Here is a 17,015-nt window from a genome sequence, read left to right on the forward strand (position 1 = left end):
TAAAAAAAAGCTGTTACCTTGTCCGGCAGGCGCGGTTTATAGGGGACAACAAATAGTCCCGCATTAATGCTTTCCATACGATCCATCACCAAACGCTTCGGCGGGTTCACCGCGCTGGACGAGGTTTCCCTCGAAATATCCCCGGGCGAATGTTTCGGCCTGCTCGGGCCAAACGGCGCCGGCAAGACGACGCTCATGTCGCTCATCGCCGGGCTTCGCAAACCGGACGGCGGCACGATTTCGCCCGGCAAATCCGGCGCGCGCGCCTCGCTCGGCTTGGTGCCGCAAAACGTCGCGCTCTACACCGACCTGACCGCCGGGCAGAACTTGGAAATCTTTGGCAAGCTGCAGGGATTGCGCGGCGCGACATTGCGCGAGCGGGTGGGGGAGGCGCTTGAGGCAGTGCAGCTTTCGGAGCGCCGCAAGGATGTCGTGAAAACATTTTCGGGCGGCATGCAGCGCCGCCTTAATCTCGCCGCGGCGCTCCTGCACCGACCGGGGTTGCTGCTTTGCGACGAGCCGACCGTCGGCGTCGATCCCCAGTCGCGCAACGCCATCTTCGACTACCTCGGGCAACTCAATCGCGACGGGCTCACGATCATTTATTCCACGCATTACATGGAGGAGGCGGCGCGCCTTTGCTCGCGCATCGGCATCATTGACCACGGAAAAATCCTCGCGCTCGGCACGCTCGACGAGCTGCTTGCGCTGCTGCCGTTCGAGGACGAGATCATTTTTCCAAACACATCCGAAACGAAACTTTTCGCAGAGCGCATGGCGCCGCATGGAAAACTTGTTTCGGAAAACGGCGCGCAATATCGATTCTTTCCGCAGCTTAAACTCTCGGAGTTTTACCGGCGCGCGGAGGAACTCAACCTGCCCGCGCGCCTTTTCGCGCAGCAACGTCCCACGCTCGAGGCGGTGTTTTTGCACCTGACCGGGCGCACCTTGCGCGACACGAAATAAACCGGCGAGAGCCATTCACCCCTGATTTTTTGAAGCATGTCCATCATCCTCACTTTGCTCCGCAAGGAATATCTGATTTTCAAGTGCGACCGCGCCGCGTTCGCGCTTACTTTTCTCGTGCCGGCGCTGATGATTTATATATTCGGCATGGTCTTCGGCATCAATCGCGCCGACACCGGCCCGAGGGGAATTCCCCTGGCCGTCGTCAACGAGTGCGACAATCCGGCCGCGCTGCGCCTGGTCGATGTGCTGCGCGCCGAAAAGGGTTTTAGGATAATCACCACAACAACGCCGGACGGCGGCGCGGCGCGCGACCTCGAGGCCGGCGACTTGAAACCGCTCATGCGCGACAATGTGTTTCGTTTTGCAATCGTGATTCCCTCAAACCTGATTGAAACCAGCACGGTTGGCGTGAACCTGAAACTGCTTTCCAACCCGCGCAACGAGATCGAAACGCAAACAGTCAACGGCCTGCTGCAAAAATGTATTTTTTCGAACGTCCCCCAACTGCTCGGCCAGTCAATGCAAGCCAGCATGAAATCGATGCTCGGCGGCGCGGGGAAGGACAAGCTCAACCGCAACATCGCGGGCGCCATTTCAGAATCGTTTGACATCAATGAAACCGAGGTGCTCAGGGAGCTCGAGGCGGGCAATTTTGGCTTCGACCGGATAACCTCTCGCGCTGAGGGCGCCGCCGATGACGGAAAAACAAAGAAAGGCAATCCGCTCGGCGAACTAATAAAAATCGAAAACGAGCAGGTGGTGGGCAAGGATGTGAAAAGTCCCGCGGCGGCGCGCAATGTGGGCGCGTGGGCGGTCATGTTTCTCCTGTTTTCGGTCTCCCATCTGGCGATCACGCTTTTTGAGGAAAAACGCGCCGGTTTGCTTCAACGGTTGATGTCCTCCTCGGTGCGGCCCTCGCATGTGTTGTGGAGTAAATTTTTGTTCGGTGTGCTTCTCGGACTTGTGCAATTGATGGCGCTTTTCTGCGCGGGCCGCTTGCTATACGGGCTGGATATCGTCTCGCACTTTGGTCAGCTCCTGCTGGTGAGCGCGGCTGCCGCGGGGGCATGCGCGGGCTTCGGAATGTTGATTGCGTCAATCGCCCGCACCTCCGCTGCTGCGGGGTTCCTGACAACACTTTTGGTGATGCTGATGAGCTGCCTCGGCGGCGCATGGGTGCCGGTTTCGTTCATGCCGGAAGTCGTCCAAAAAATCAGCGTGTTCACGATTCCTTACTGGGTCATCGAGGGATTCATGCAAGTATTCTGGGAGGGCGGTTCGCTCGCGCGACTCGCGCCGACAGTCGGCGTGCTGTGCGGCATCACACTCGCCGCGATGAGCGTGGCCTGGTGGCGGTTCAAACGCGGGACGATTTTTGAGCCCTGAGCGGCGCGGCCGGTAAAATTTGAATCGAGAAGATTTTCATTGATTTTCTTAATTTTCAATTTATACCGAAAATTATGAATTCCGAACTAAGGCAAGCGAGGGAAAGTTTCATCGCCCAATGGGGCGCGATGGGCACGGCGTGGGGAATCAACAAAACAATGGCGCAGATTCACGCCCTGCTGATGATCGCCCCCGGGCCGGTGAACACGGACGAGGTGATGGAGCAGCTCGGCATCAGCCGGGGAAACGCGAACACCAATCTGCGCGAGTTGGTGAATTGGGGGCTGGTTCGCACCGTTTTTCAGAAAGGGGACAGGAAGGATTATTTCGAGTCCGAAAAAGATGTGTGGAAGATGTTCTGCTGCATTGCGAGGGAACGCAAACGGCGCGAAGTGGAACCGGTCTTGAACGCGCTTGGACAGTGCGCCGAAAAGACCGCCAAGCTGAAGGGGGCCGAGGCGGAGACGTTTAACAAAACCGTCGGGGATTTGCACGACTTCGTGGGCATGGTCGCGGGCGCTCTCGACAGGATCGGTCGCAGCGAACAAAGCGCGGTCATGCCGGCGCTGATGAAATTGCTGAGTTAAGCGCATGCTTGTGATGAGAATTGCGAGGATGGGTTTGGTTAAATGTTTCAGAAAATATTGAAAATAATGAATGATTCAAAACATGTTGTAACCGGGGCGTTCGGATTGTCCGGCCGTTATATTGCGAGACGCCTGCTGGGGCGCGGGATTTCCGTGGAGACGCTGACAAATACGCAGCCCAAAGCCGATCCGTTTGGCGGTCGTGTTCGCGCTCATCCGCTGAACTTTTCCGACGCCGACGGCTTGGTCCGCGCGCTTGATGGCGCGGACGTTCTCTACAACACCTATTGGGTGCGGTTCGACTGCAAGCGCTTCACCCACGAGCAGGCGGTGCGAAACACGTTTGCGCTTTTTGATGCTGCGGGGCGCGCGGGCGTGAGGCGAATTGTGCACGTGAGCATTATGAATCCGGATTCGCGTTCCGGGCTGCCTTATTTCCGGGGGAAGGGACAGATTGAGGAATACTTGCGCGCCGGGGCGGTGCCGCACTCCATTTTGCGCCCGGCGGTGCTTTTTGGGGACAATGCGATTTTGTTGAACAACATTGCGTGGATGCTGCGGCGTTTTCCGTGTTTTGGCATTTTCGGGGATGGAAAATACAAGATCGAGCCGGTTCATGTGGATGATCTCGCGGCGCTGGCGGTCGAGCATGGCGCGCGCACGAAAAAAAGCGTGACGCTCGACGTGAAGGGGCCGGAGTCATTCGAGTATCGCGAACTGGTGCGCGCGATCGGCGGGGCGATTGGATGCGAGCGCCGGTTGTTTTCGATTTCGCCGGCGACCGGTTATTTTTGCGGCAAACTGATGAGTGTTTTGAAGGGCGACGTGGTAATCACACGGGAGGAAATCCAGGGATTGATGGCCGGCCTGCTTGCGACTGACTCGGAGCCAAATGCGCCGACACGATTGAGCGACTGGCTTGCCGCCAACCGGGACTGGCTGGGCGGGCGTTACCAAAACGAAATGAAACGGCGCGTTTAGCGAAACGGCCAACCAAGGGCATTCCCCTGAATGCCATTGGCCGGTGCAATATGCCCCGCGGCGTTGCGTTGGAATCATCCGGCATAATTTGCAACATCTCGTCGCTTTTGTTTTCATACTGTTACAAATCCATGCATATTGCCGGGGCGCAACTGGCCGTGTTTTTTGCTCATGATGAAACCGCACATTTTTTATAATTTTCCGGAAGGTGTATTTTTGACGCTGGTTTTGTTGTGCGGCGTGTGCGTTTCCGGCACCGCACAGACATTCCAGTCGCCCGGCAAGACCCCGCCGCCGAGGGCCTCGACAACAACCTCGTCGGGAGCGCCGCGCGATTTTTCGAATCCCGCCTATGGGGACTCGCTTTCTAACGGCGGCGCGGCGGGCAACGGCGCGTATGCGGTTACGATTCCGCTCACCACCGAGGCGATGACGCAGCTTGCGCAACAATCCGCCGTCGTTGTTGCCAGTCCGGGCGCGGACACCAATCCCGCCGGCGAGGTCATTTCCGCCACGCGCTCCAGCCTTACCATGAACGCCAATCCATGGACGCCGGTCATGGGCGAGTTTCATTATTCGCGTTATCCGGCGGCGGAATGGCGCGACGAAATCCTCAAGATGAAATCGGGCGGCATCGACATCGTGGCGACGTATGTTTTCTGGATACACCACGAGGAAATAGAGGGGCGCTTCGATTGGAGTGGCGATCGCGACTTGCGGCGCTTCGTGCAAACATGCGGCGAGCTGGGCATGCGCGTGATGGTGCGGCTCGGCCCGTGGTGCCACGGCGAGGTGCGTCACGGCGGGTTGCCCGACTGGCTCGTGGCGAGCGGCTGCCGGCTGCGCTCCGACGACCCGCGCTACATGGACAAGGCCCGCATTCTCTACAGCGAAATCGCCGCGCAAATCGACGGTCTGCTTTGGAAAGACGGCGGGCCGGTGATTGGCGTGCAACTTGAGAACGAATACCGCGGCCCCGCCGAGCACCTGCTCGCGCTCAAAAAAATGGCAATCGACGCGGGCATGGTCGTGCCGCTCTACACGCGCACCGGCTGGCCCGCGCTTTCCACCCCGATGCCGCAGGGCGAAATCGTGCCGCTCTACGGTGTTTACGCGGAGGGATTTTGGGATCGTGAAATCACACCGATGCCGGGCAACTACTGGACGGGTTTCCGTTTCACGACGCTGCGCGTTGACAGCAACATCGCGAACGAGGCGCTCGGGCGCGACAACGTCGCCGACGATCCCGATGTCGCGTCGTATCCCTACATGACTTGCGAGATAGGCGGCGGCATGATGAGCTCGTATCATCGGCGCCTTCTCATCGACCCGCGCGACATCGAATCGACCACGCTCGTAAAGCTCGGTTCCGGCAGCGTGCAACCCGGCTACTACATGTATCATGGCGGTGTGAATCCCGAGAGCGCGACCGGCGTCACGCTTCAGGAAAACCAATCCACGCGCTTCACAAACTGGAACGACCTTCCCGAAAAAAATTACGATTTCCAAGCGCCCCTCGGGCTCGGCGGCCAGGTGCGCCCGCACTACCACCTGCTGCGCCGGCAGCATTTGTTCATGCACGATTTTGGCTACCTGCTTTCGGGTATGCCCACCGTGCTGCCCGCGAACCGCCCCTCCGGCAAGGACGACAAACGCACGCTCCGCTGGGCGATGCGCTCGAACGGCCGCTCCGGTTTTATTTTCGTCAACAACTACCAGCGCCACCAATCCATGCCGATTCATCGCGGCGTGCAATTCGCGCTCAACCTGCCTCCTCTCGAATCCGTCTCGCCGCTCCCGAGCAGCGCGGACGCCACGCGCGCCGCGGGACTGTCCGGCACCACGCTCGACGCCGCGCGCCGCGCCGCCGTCGCGCAAGCCGTGAGCAAGCGCATGGTGCCGGTCGCGCCGGTGGACATTCCCGCGGACATCTCGTTTTTCTGGCCCTTCAACTTCGACCTCGGCAACGGCGCCATCCTCGCCTACGCGACCGCGCAGCTACTCTGCTTTGCCGACACACCCGACGAAAAAGAGCGCGTCTATTTCTTCTCGGAAATCCCCGGCATTCCGCCCGAGCTTGCATTCAACGACCTCACCGTGCGCGACGTTAGCAACGCCTCCGGGCGCCAGCGAAAAGGCGACGGCCTCGTGCGCATCACCAGTCCGAAAAGCGGCCACTCGCCCGCGATCACGCTGCGCTCCTACGACGGCAGGGCGATCAGCATTGTGATTCTTTCTTACGCCGATTCGCTCAACCTCTACAAACTCACCTGGGGCGACGAGGACCGCGTATTCCTCTCGAAACATCCCGTCACAATCGACACCGACGAAACGCTCCGAGTGCACGCTCCCACGCCCGATCCGGTGGGCGTGCTCGTGTATCCGCGCCCCGACCCCAACGCGCCCGGCGCGAAAAATGGAACGAAGTTCGCGCGCTGGCTGCTCGCATTCCTGACCGGCATCCAGGCGGGCGAGGGCGTGTTCGCAAAAATCACCGTGCCCGGCGCTGCAAACCCCGCGCTCGCAAAAGTCGCCGCGCCCCGTGTCGAGAAAATGCGCGACGCAGGCCCGCCGCGCGAAATCCCTCCCGGCAAATCGCCCCGACCCGTTCCCGCCGCGCCCGTCGCCGCGGATTTCGCCTCCGCGGCCGCATGGAAAATCGCACTTCCCGCTGGAGTCTGGAAAAATCCAACCGAGCCAATCCTGCGCATTCACTACACAGGCGACGTCGCCCGCGTGTTGCTCGACGGAAAACCCATTCTCGACGATTTCTACAACGGTCTCCCGCTCGACCTGCCGCTCTCGCGCCTCGCCGAAAAACTCGACGCCGGCGCGCAACTCACCGTGGAGATATTGCCCCTGCGCAAAGACGCGCCGATCCTGCTCCCGAACAGCGCGTTCCCGCGTTTCGGCCCGCGCGCGTCGATAGTCGAGTTGGGCAAACTGGAAATCCTGCAAACCTTCACGCACACCCTCGTGCCATCAATCAACGACGGCACGAGCGGCGACGAGGAGTGATGCCATTGACAGGGCGGTTTTGGCGAAACCACGCGCCTTCGCAAACAGGTTTGCTTGATTGAGGTAGGGCTAACCGTCCTCGGTGAGCCGTGACGCGCTTTCGGCTCAGCCGGAGGCTTTGCCCTACCAAGATGTGCCAATATTATAACGCGCGATTATCGCTCGAAAAATTCATACTCGATATTCCACCGGGCCGTCTGGGCGGGAGGAATCTGGAATAGTGTGTAGGGTTCCAAACAGGCGGTGGCGGGACATGCCCAGAAGACGATGTGCGAGAGTTGTCCGCTGCCTTTGGCGCGCACTCCGGCTCCCGATTTTCGGTTGCATAGCTCGAAGGCGTAGCCGGTTTGAGCGGGATCGTGGCCGTGGAGGTTGCCCATGAAAACTTTTTCGCCGGGGTTTAGTTCGCGCGAGAAATTTATGCCGGTGTCGGTTAGCGCCACGCTGTCATACGCCTCGCGCCAGTCGCCTTTGGGGGGAAGGGGAGGCGGATCTCGGTGTCCGGTCCCGTGGTCATGCCGTCGATGGTGAAAAAGTTGTGGTTGTAAACTTGTCCCTCCAGCGGTTTCACGCCTGTGTTTTTGAGGGTGTATTCGATTCGCAGGCCGGGTTTGTCGGAGGTGAGTTGCAATGTTTTGCGGTAGTCGTAGCCGAAGCCGCCGCTGGCGAGTGTGTGTTGGAAATCCACCCGGTCGGCGCTTATGCCGGTTTGTCGTTTGCCTTTGTTTGCGATCGGATAGGTCAGGAAGCGGTCGTAGGGGGCTTCGGAGATTTTGCGCAATGCGCCCACTCCGATTTTCAGGAATTCGTCTCCTGCGGCGGCGTCTTCGTAACCGGATTGTGTGAACTCATCGACCGGGCCGCAGATGCCGTCGTGCCGCAACGGATCGTGCGCGGGAAACCATTCGCCGAAGTAGCGGTGTCCGCGCCAACGCAGGTCGCGAATCACGCCCGCCCAATCGAAGCGCGCGCCGCGGTAGTAGCCCGCGTCGGAATCCGGCAGGCAGATTTCCGCCTGGACGCCGTTGGCGGAGATGCGCGCGGCGGGAAAATCCGGCGACGTAGGGGCGCACCTTGCGTGCGCCCTCGTGGGCGAGTGTGTGTGTGCGGACGGATTCACAAAGCGGGGCGGCGCGAGGGCGCACGCGAGGTGCGCCCCTACATGGTTTTTTCGTAAACGAGCACGGCGAGGGCGTGCTGGCCGAGCGAGACTTTGCCGCCGTCCTTCGAGACGGTGGCGCCGTTGGCCGTTCTGGATTCCTTGTATTTGTAGCCGGGGACGGTGATCGCGGTGGTTTGCGGGGCCTCGACGGTTTGCGTCACCACCACCGCCATGCCGTTGCCGTTGGTGTAGGCGCGGGCCTCGACTTGCGGGTTGGAGTTCGTGAAACCTTCGGTGTCGCGATAGGTGCCGGCCACGATCAGGTCGATGTAGCGCTGCTTGATCTCGTTGATTTTCGCGAGGTAGGCCTGATAGGTGGGCGTTTTATCGATGAGGTCGCGGCAGCGGTAGATTTCGATGTCGTTGACCAGGCCTTTCAGGACGGTGTTGTTGACGCGGCGCTCGATGTCGGTGTCGTCGCGGATTTCGCGGTCGGAGACGATGACTTCGGGGAATGTGTAACGGAACCAGTCGATGAAGCTGTTCGGGCCCGCCGTCGTTGTGTAGATGTGTATGTAGTCGCAATATTGCGCGGTGGCGTCGGTGAGCCATTCGGTGCCCAGGGCGAACTCCGGGCTCTTTTTCATGTTTTGCGCGCGTATCTTTTTTAGCACGGCGGCCTTGTCGGCGAGCACGCGGTGGTTGGGGATGGGGAACTCTCCGCTGATGTCCCAGTTGGTCGTGCGCTCGACGTAGCCGAGCTGGTCGTAGAACACGCTGTCGGCGCCATAGTCGTAAGCGCGGGCCGCCCATTCGAGGAGCATTTTCTGCCAGCGCGGGTCGCGTGTGTCGGCAACCACGAAGGTGCGCGCGTTGTAGCTTCCCAGAAACGTCGCCATGCCCGTGAAGCGATACTGCTCGGTGAGTTCCGCGCCGGTGTTGTCCTTGTAGCAGATTTCTTTTCCGGGGCCGTTTTTGTAGAACTCGCTTTCGCGGTCGATGAGCTTGCCGTTGAAATAGAGCAGCAACCGGCCGCCGTTCTTTTTGTAATCGGCGATTGCTTTTTTCCAACCCGCGTCGCCGCCCTGCGCGGGGTCGGCGTCGTAATGCGGGTTGCCGTTGTCCATGCCTGTTTCCCACCAGCCGAAGGCAAACACGGTGTCGGCGCCCACGCTTTCGCCCACATTTTTGATGCGACCCGGAAGGTCGGTGTATTTGAAAAACTGTTCGCCGTATTGATGACGCAGGATTATTCGCTGCCAGCTTTTCATGCGCTTGACCCACGCGGGCGGATCGCGGTGCTCCCACCATGTGTCGGCCCAGCGACGGTAGAGTTTCGAGGTCTGGTGCCATGTGCCCGAGTAGGGGCCGATGACGTTTGCGTCGCACTTCCATGTCTGGCCGTTGACACATTGCGGATATTTATAGAAGCCGGCCTCGAGTTGCGTGAAGTTGCCCGCCTTGTCGGGATAAAGGCGCAAGCCGTGCCAGGTGTCCTGGAACGAAGGGTCGTGACTTCCGAAATAAAGGCCCTGCGAGTCGCTGAAAAACGCGAAGCAATTCGACGCGCAGGTGGTGACGAAACGGGCGGGATACCTGACATCCCATTGCCGGAAATACTGCGCGGGGCTGCGGTATGGGGCGGCGGTGTTACCCCTTTTCATGATCTCCTTGCGCACGTCGTTGAAGACTTGGCCGCCGGTGTCGGTTATGAGCAGCTTGTGGTCTTTTGGCAGCGGCATGTTTGCGACGAGCGGATAATGCAGCTCGCGGATGACGGTGTGCGGCTCGTTGTTTTTCACCTCCGATGAGAAGCGCACAAAGTCGTCCTCGAGCGAGATGTCGAACCGCACTTGCATGTCCAGCGCGCGTCCGTCCAGGGTCAGTTTGTCGTAGCTGATTGTTATGATGCCGTCCTTCCGCGAAACCTTGGGCGCCTGCGAGTCCGCCGTCACCTGCAGTTCCTTGTATTTCGGTGTGTCGTAATAGAGGCGCCATAGATGCCCGCTGCCGGCGTAGTTCTGCCCGGTCTCAAGATTCTTGAGGCTGGCAAGCTCGCCCTTGTCGGTGATCGACACCTGGAGCTTGTCATTTACGAGCGTGTAGAGTTGCGAGGCGGCGGCGGTTCCGGCCATCGCGGCGAGCAGGGCGAATGCGGCAAACGCGCGCATTAATTTTGGCAGGGCGGGCATCTTGCATCTGATCGATTGCATGAATGTGTGTGTGGTTTGAGGTTTGTGATTTTGCGGAAAACAAAAAAGGGCGGGGCGCGACAAGCGTAACGCTTACGCTGACGGGGCGAACACGCTCGGCAAACAGCCTTTTGCGGCAAACCATTTCTATTTTGCGACATTGACCGGCGCGGGCGGAATGTTTGGCCTTGGAACGCATCGGCCACCATGATTCTCGCCATCGAAACATCCTGTGATGAAACTGCCGCCGCGCTTTTTGACCCGGCGCGCGGCATCGCGCATGAATGGGTGCATTCGCAAATCGCGCTCCACGGACGCTACGGCGGCGTCGTGCCCGACCTCGCCACGCGCGAACACCTGCGCACCATCGCGCCGCTGCTCGAACGCGCGCGCGACGCGTCGGACGGCTTTTCGGGTGTCGCGCAAATTGCCGTCACGCACGGGCCGGGACTCGCCGGATGCCTCGCCATCGGTGTCGCCGCGGCAAAATCGCTCGCGCTCGCGCTCGGCGTTCCGCTTGCCGGAATCAACCACCTGCGCGGCCACGCGTTTTCGCCGTTTATCGCGCTGCATGAGTCGGCCCCGGAAAAGTTCGACGAAAATTTCGCCGCGCTGCTGCCGCACCTCGGACTGATCGTTTCGGGCGGCAACACGATTCTATTCCGCATCGACCGCGACCGGCGCGTCAGTGTCATCTCGACCACGCGCGACGACGCCGCGGGCGAGGCGCTCGACAAGGGCGCAAAACTCCTCGGCCTCGGTTATCCCGGCGGTCCGCTCGTCGAAAAACTCGCCGCCGAAGGCAAGGTTGACGCCTTTGATTTTCCACGCGGCATCGGACCGCGCAGCGATCTCGACTTTAGTTTTTCGGGCCTGAAAACCGCGCTTCGTTACACGCTCGAAAAAATGGCGCCCGACGTTCCGAGCGAAGAGAGAAGCCGGACAATCACCGCGCGCATGCCCGACCTGTGCGCGAGTTATCAACAGGCAGTGATCGACGCGCTTGTGCGCAAGACCACCAATGCCCTTGCGCAAAATCGCGCCTCTTCCGCCGACAGCTATGCGAGCATCGGCCTGTCCGGGGGCGTGGCGAACAACAAAACGCTCCGCGGCGCGTTCGAGGGCATTGCAAAAAAGCACCGCATTCCGTTTCTCATGGCCGAGCCGCGCCACACCGGCGACAACGCGTCCATGATCGCCTTCGCCGCCTGGGCCGACCCCGGTGCGAAGCCCGTCGCAATCCCAACCCTCGCCATCGATCCCGGTTTGGAGTTGGCGTGATATTTAGCCTAACCCACCAAAATCGATGAAAAAAATCCTTACCCTAATATTGCTTTGTTCCGCGTTCGCCATTCTGCGCGGAGAGACAGTGCAGCTCGGAAAAAATGGACAAGTCCAAGTAACGCCTCCCGCGGGTTGGCAGATCGAATGGCAAGAGGATGCCTTCGGTTTGGACAATCACACCGTGACTCTCATCGCCAACAAAAACCGCAAACCCGGATGCACGATTGTGATCGCGGCGGGCGAGCGACAGCCCGCTCACACGGACGCCTCGTTTCTTGCCTACATTAAGCAACTATACGCGGAGGGCGCCGATCAATTCGTCGAAAAAACGCCGACATACACGAGACTGAACATAAAGGACGGCATCGGTTATTATTGTGTCGCAAATTACGCGGCCATGGCTGGAAAGCCGCCGACGGAAGGCGCGGCCAAAGTTTGCGGTTTTGTGCTCATCTATCGCAAACACGCGCCATTTGTCACGGCGACGCTTTATGTTGATGATCCCAAGGATCCCGCGCTTGACCTGATGGTGAAGGCCGTCAGCGAAATGCAATTGTCATTTCCCGATTTTCCGGCGGGCCGGATTCGCTACGACTCCGGAAGCTCCATGAAAATAGACATTCCCAAAGACTGGGGGGCGATGCGCGAACGCGGTTCTCCACTGCCCGACATGGAACGGACCTTTGACCTGAAGCTCAATCCGCCTGCCGGAGAAAAAGCGTTGCTCACCATAACAGTCGGGCGTCTCCAAAACGGAAAGCCTCTCACGAAGCGGCAATTTGAGGCGCTTGCTCAAAAACTGGCCGCTCCCATTTTTCCCGAGGCCGTCGAGAAGAAGGCAACCTACACCGAAATGCAGGTGCGCGGCGGACAGGGATTGCATTGTGTCTTCACCGACGCGTCACTCGTCAACAAAACCCCCGTGCCGAATCAATACAAATACGTCGGCCTGTTTCTGGCGAGTTATGACAACGGATGCCTCGCGTTTGCAACGGCGCTCACGGATGACCCAAACAGCGAGAGTTTTAAACTCATGCTGAAAACCTTTTCCAGCATCGAGCCGTCGTTTGCCGAGGAGATAAAGACCCCGCCCGTCCAAATCACAAAAACCAAGCAGGGTTTTTTGATCGGCAGCGCCGCCAGCGATACCACGTTGCTGATTCCGTCCAAAAAATTCAAACGGGAGAAAATCGAAAAGAACGCCCGGGGCGGGCGCGGCAATCCCGGGTATTTTTTTGGAAAAGATGAAAAATCGGGCGTGATAATCTCGGGATGGTTTGAGCCGGCAGCCCAATTCCAATACAGCGACGCCAGGCAGATGTGGACGCATGAAGGGCTTACCAAGGCGAAAAATGCCGAGTTAAAAACCATCAATGAATGGGATGTCATCATATACGACATTGCCGCGGGAAACGGTCCGCTGAAACAGGTCAACATGAGGGCCCATTACCTGAAAGATGACGTTTGGATCGACTTGCACCTGTCGATCACAGGCACGCGTTCCAGCGCGGACATGCGCAAGCAAATATCCGATTACCTTGGCACAATAAAACTGTCACGGACGGCAGCGGGAACCAGGTGATCATGGGGATCGAAACGCCTTTTGTTCCGAAAGGAACACGGGCGGGCGATTGGTATGGTTCCCCCGATTGCTGGAGACTCGCGAACCGTCACGCAGCATCTTGCTGCAAAAAAACCCTTGTCGCACGGGCGCGGGGGCTTAACTTTTAAAACTTCGTCAAGTTAAACAGGCTTCGGCCAAATCAAAACCACCAACGCACTCATCATGATCGTTACAACCGCAGAACTCTTCAAACACGCCTACGGCAAATACGCCATCGGCGCCTACAATATCAATAATGCCGAGCAGACAATGGGCCTGTTCAAAGGATGCATGGCTTCGAAGGCTCCTTTCATTATCCAGATTTCCAAGGGCGCGCGCAAATACACCGACAAGCTCATGCTTGAAGGCATGATCCGCTCCGCCGACACCATTTTCCCGGACGCCATCTTCGCCGTTCACCTCGACCACGGTGACGAGGAAACCTGCTACGATTGCATCAACTCCGGCTTCTACAGCTCCGTCATGATCGACGCCTCGCACGATCCGTTCGAGAAGAACGTCGAGATCACCAAGCGCGTCGTCGAGGCCGCCCACAAGAAGGGCATCTCCGTCGAGGCCGAGCTCGGCATGCTCGGCGGCGTCGAGGAGGACGTGAAGGTTGAGGACGGCGCGGCCACGCTCACCGATCCCGCCGAGGCCGAGGATTTCGTCAAGAAGACCGGCTGCGACTCGCTCGCCTGCGCCATCGGCACCTCGCACGGCGCCTTCAAGTTCAAGGGCAAACAATCGCTCCACTTCGACGTGCTCGAGAAAATCAAGGCGCGCCTGCCCGGCTTCCCGCTCGTCATGCACGGCTCCTCGTCCGTTCCGCAGGACGAAGTCGCGCGCATCAACGCCGCCGGCGGCCAGATCAAGGACAGCGCCGGTGTCAACGTGAACGAATACCTGCCCGCCGCGAAACTCGGCGTCACCAAGATCAACATCGACACCGACGGCCGCCTCGTCTGGACGCGCGTTCACCGCGAGTTCTTCCGCGACAAGCCGGGCGAGTTCGACTTCCGCGCCCCCGGCAAGGTTTACATCGAGGAATACGCGAAGTTCATCGCCAGCCGCAACGAGCTCCTCGGCAGCGCCGGCCAGCTCGACGATCTCCGCGCCAGCCTCAAGAAGTAAGCGGACTCAACGCATTTATTTGATCAGAAACATCACGCGACTCCGGCAACGGGGTCGCGTTTTTTTATAGCGCGAATCGCCAAGTCCGCGCAAAAACTTGGGGAGATCGCTCAAGTCTGATGCGAGTGCCTGTTCGCAGCGGCACTCCATTGTTAGTCGGAGCCACTTGATTGGCGCGTGCGTTCCAAAAAAACTCGAAAATAAGCCGCATTCTCGCACGAGGCGCCTTCCACCCAAAGCAGGCTTGTTGCTCAAACCTTGGGTTCCCAGCCTCGTTCGTATTCGCGGGTCCAGTAACGTTGCGCTTCGGGGTTGCCTAGGATGCGGCCAGTCGCGGGATCGGTGGCGAGCGTCGCGCCGGTGCGGAGCGATATGTTGGCGAGCTGCATGAGAAGCGTGCATTGGTGGCCTTCCTCCACGCTCATGTTGAGCGGGGCGCCGTTGCGGATGCCGTCGAGGAAATTGAGGATGTGAATTGCGTCCAGTCTTTGCGCGGGGCTCACCTTGTTGTTCGGATCGATGGTGTTATCCCGCTTCACCTCCTTGATCATTTTTCCCTTCGGGTCGTAGATTTTATAGTCATTGCCGCCCGATATGTAAACGCTGCCCGCGTCACCGTAAAAAACGACACCGACGGTGCTGCCTTCGATGGGCTTCGGGTTGCAGCTGTGGCCTTCCCAAGTGAGCGTGGCGCGGTCGCCGAAGTTGAACGTGGCGATTTGCGTGTCGGGCGTTTCCCAATCGTCCTGATAATAATAGCGGCCGCCGAGCGAGCTTACCTTCGTGGGATATTTCAGGTTCATGCCCCAGCAAAGGAGGTCGATCATGTGCGTGCCGTTGTTCAATGATTCCGCCGTGCCCCAATTCCAGAACCAGTGCCAGTTGTAGTGCACGATGTTGTCGCGATAGGGAACTCGCGGCGCGGGCCCCTGCCACAAATCCCAATCGAGCGAAGCGGGGACGGGCGCGGGGTTTCCCCTGCCGATCGAGGTGCGTTTGTTCGCATACCAGCCTTTGCCGAAATGCACTTTGCCGATTCCACCTGACTGGACGTGCCGGATTGCCTCAACAACATTGGGCCATGAGCGGCGCTGCGTGCCGATCTGGACGACCTTGCCGTATTTTTTCGAGGCCTCGACAAGCATTTCACCCTCAAGCGGATTGTGGCTGACGGGTTTCTCGAGGTAAACGTGCTTCCCCGCCTGGAGCGCAAGAAGCGCGGCGGGAGTGTGCCAGTGATCGGGTGTCGCAATCACGAGGGCGTCGATGTCCTTGTCTTCGAGTGCGCGCCGAAAATCGCGCTGCGCGGCGGGAGTTTTGTCCGTTCGGGAGGCGAGGGATTTGAGGCATTTTTCGATGGCGCGCCCGTCAACGTCGCAGATGCACGCCACTTCGCAGCCGGGTTGGTTTGCGAAATTGGCGGCGAGGGCCCTGCCGCGCGAGTTGACGCCGGCCACGGCGACGCGCACGCGCTTGTTTGCGCCCGCGATCTGCGCATAGCTCGCGGCGCTGAATTGGGGGAGGATGCCGCCAAGGGCGAGCGCGGCGGCTCCCGTTGATGTTGTTTTGATGAAGTTTCTTCTGGTCGTGTTCATAATTATTTTGGCGGGTGTTTTTGCGGGTTCATGCCAGGCGGCGGGCGGCGGCTTGGGCGGCGAGGCTCAGCTCGGCGGCCTTGAACGCGCGGGTTTGTGTCATGGCGTTTTCGGTGCGGTTGAGGCAGTCAAGGATGAGCTGCCCGAAAAAGGGAAACCCGGTTTGTCCGGTGACGTTGAGGTGGCGCTCGTTTTTTTCATCGACGATGTAAACGTGATTCTCGGTGCGCTCGCGGGCGACGTCGATGTAGCCGCGCAACTCAATCGTGCCCTTTGTGCCGAGAATAAAAACGCGTCCGTCGCCCCATGCGCCGAGGCCGGCGGGCGTGAACCAGTCAACGCGCGTGTAGAGGCTGGCGCCGTTGGGTGCGATGGCGAGCGCCTCGCCGAAGTCTTCCAGTCCGGGGTGGTCGGGATTGTTGAAATTGGCGACGGCGGAGGCGCTCACGGTTGCGTCGTCCGCGCCCGTGTAGGCGAGAAATTGTTCAAATTGATGGCTGCCGAGATCACAAAGGATGCCGCCATATTTTTCGCGTTCGAAAAACCAGCGCGGACGCTTGGCGGCGTTGAGCCGGTGCGGGGCGAGGCAGATGACTTGGAGCACACGTCCGATGGCGCCATCGCGCACGAGGCCGGTCGCGAACACACCCGCCTCGCTGTGAATGCGTCCGCTGTAATACACCATGTATTTGCGGCCTGTGCGCGCGGCGGTTTCGCGCGCTTGGGCGAGCTGCGTGAGCGTGGTGAAGGGCGGCTTGTCGGTGAAATAGTCCTTGCCCGCCTCCATCGCGCGACAGGCGAGCGGGCCGCGTTCGCAGGGAATTGCGGCGGTGGTGACGAGACGCACTTCGGGATCGTCGAGGATTTCGTCGTAGGCGCGCGCGACTTTCAGGCCGGGATGGCGTTTGAGAAAGGCGGCGCGTTTTTTTTCGTCGGGCTCGTAAACCCATTTGAGCGTCGCGCCGGCGTCGATGAGCGCCTTGCACTGCGCGTAAATATGACCGTGGTCGAGATGCGAGGCGGCGATGACAAACTCGCCGGGCTTCACGACGGACTTTGGCATGGCCTGTCGGGGCGCGTATTGCATTCCGTCGGGCGCGGAGGCGGGCGCGGCGCGCAGGATGGTTTCGGACAGGGCGCCGACGGCAAGGACACCCGCGCTGG

General features: G+C 59.7%; 13 protein-coding genes. 8 read left to right on the forward strand and 5 right to left on the reverse strand.

The genetic code is table 11. From position 1 onward, the window contains the following. The first annotated feature begins 66 nt into the window (after positions 1–66). From CKA38_RS11735 to CKA38_RS11755, 5 genes are all read left to right on the forward strand, one after another. Positions 67–966 carry an ABC transporter ATP-binding protein gene (locus CKA38_RS11735; RefSeq protein WP_108825644.1) on the forward strand — a complete coding sequence of 300 codons (900 nt, stop codon included), beginning with the start codon at positions 67–69 and terminating at the stop codon, positions 964–966. A gap of 36 nt (positions 967–1,002) precedes the next feature. Continuing rightward, positions 1,003–2,355: an ABC transporter permease gene (locus tag CKA38_RS11740; RefSeq protein WP_108825645.1), complete on the forward strand. Its 1,353-nt coding sequence runs from the start codon at positions 1,003–1,005 to the stop codon at positions 2,353–2,355. A gap of 74 nt (positions 2,356–2,429) precedes the next feature. Further along, positions 2,430–2,942: a GbsR/MarR family transcriptional regulator gene (locus CKA38_RS11745; protein WP_108825646.1), complete on the forward strand. Its 513-nt coding sequence runs from the start codon at positions 2,430–2,432 to the stop codon at positions 2,940–2,942. 66 nt (positions 2,943–3,008) lie between these two features. Beyond that, a complete protein-coding gene (locus tag CKA38_RS11750; RefSeq protein WP_108826565.1) occupies positions 3,009–3,923 on the forward strand; it encodes an SDR family oxidoreductase in 915 nt (304 codons plus the stop codon). Positions 3,924–4,094: 171 nt separating this feature from the next. Next, on the forward strand, positions 4,095–6,941 hold the full coding sequence (locus CKA38_RS11755) for a beta-galactosidase (protein WP_108825647.1): 2,847 nt from the start codon (positions 4,095–4,097) through the stop codon (positions 6,939–6,941). Between the two features lie 155 nt (positions 6,942–7,096). On the opposite strand, the gene CKA38_RS16015 is transcribed toward CKA38_RS11755, so the two are convergent. Genes CKA38_RS16015 through CKA38_RS11765 form a run of 3 tightly spaced genes read right to left on the reverse strand, consistent with a single transcriptional unit; the run spans position 7,097 to position 10,256 of the window. Beyond that, entirely contained in the window at positions 7,097–7,384 is a 288-nt protein-coding gene (locus CKA38_RS16015; RefSeq protein ID WP_202863899.1) for a hypothetical protein, read from the reverse strand. After that, a complete protein-coding gene (locus CKA38_RS16020; protein ID WP_202863900.1) occupies positions 7,375–8,061 on the reverse strand; it encodes a hypothetical protein in 687 nt (228 codons plus the stop codon). The genes CKA38_RS16015 and CKA38_RS16020 overlap by 10 nt, the downstream gene beginning before the upstream one ends. 38 nt (positions 8,062–8,099) lie before the next feature. Beyond that, complete coding sequence (locus CKA38_RS11765) at positions 8,100–10,256, reverse strand: DUF6259 domain-containing protein (protein WP_202863901.1); 2,157 nt, start codon at positions 10,254–10,256, stop codon at positions 8,100–8,102. A gap of 186 nt (positions 10,257–10,442) precedes the next feature. Here CKA38_RS11765 and tsaD point away from each other — a divergent pair, with 186 nt between their 5' ends. From tsaD to CKA38_RS11780, 3 genes are all read left to right on the forward strand, one after another. Continuing rightward, the gene (gene tsaD / locus CKA38_RS11770; protein WP_108825648.1) at positions 10,443–11,516 is read left to right on the forward strand and encodes a tRNA (adenosine(37)-N6)-threonylcarbamoyltransferase complex transferase subunit TsaD; all 1,074 of its coding nucleotides are present in this window, start codon (positions 10,443–10,445) and stop codon (positions 11,514–11,516) included. Between the two features lie 25 nt (positions 11,517–11,541). Further along, positions 11,542–13,101 carry a hypothetical protein gene (locus tag CKA38_RS11775; RefSeq protein ID WP_108825649.1) on the forward strand — a complete coding sequence of 520 codons (1,560 nt, stop codon included), beginning with the start codon at positions 11,542–11,544 and terminating at the stop codon, positions 13,099–13,101. Between the two features lie 204 nt (positions 13,102–13,305). Next, complete coding sequence (locus tag CKA38_RS11780; RefSeq protein WP_108825650.1) at positions 13,306–14,256, forward strand: class II fructose-bisphosphate aldolase; 951 nt, start codon at positions 13,306–13,308, stop codon at positions 14,254–14,256. Positions 14,257–14,507: 251 nt separating this feature from the next. Here the strand turns inward: CKA38_RS11780 and CKA38_RS11785 are convergent, their stop codons facing one another. Further along, a complete protein-coding gene (locus tag CKA38_RS11785; RefSeq protein ID WP_108825651.1) occupies positions 14,508–15,851 on the reverse strand; it encodes a Gfo/Idh/MocA family oxidoreductase in 1,344 nt (447 codons plus the stop codon). A 28-nt stretch (positions 15,852–15,879) separates the two neighbouring features. Next, positions 15,880–16,938, reverse strand: a complete 1,059-nt coding sequence (locus CKA38_RS11790; protein ID WP_343192844.1) for a Gfo/Idh/MocA family protein — start codon at positions 16,936–16,938, stop codon at positions 15,880–15,882. Between the last annotated feature and the right edge of the window lie 77 nt (positions 16,939–17,015).

The organism is Ereboglobus luteus, assembly GCF_003096195.1.
Lineage (GTDB): Bacteria > Verrucomicrobiota > Verrucomicrobiia > Opitutales > Opitutaceae > Ereboglobus > Ereboglobus luteus.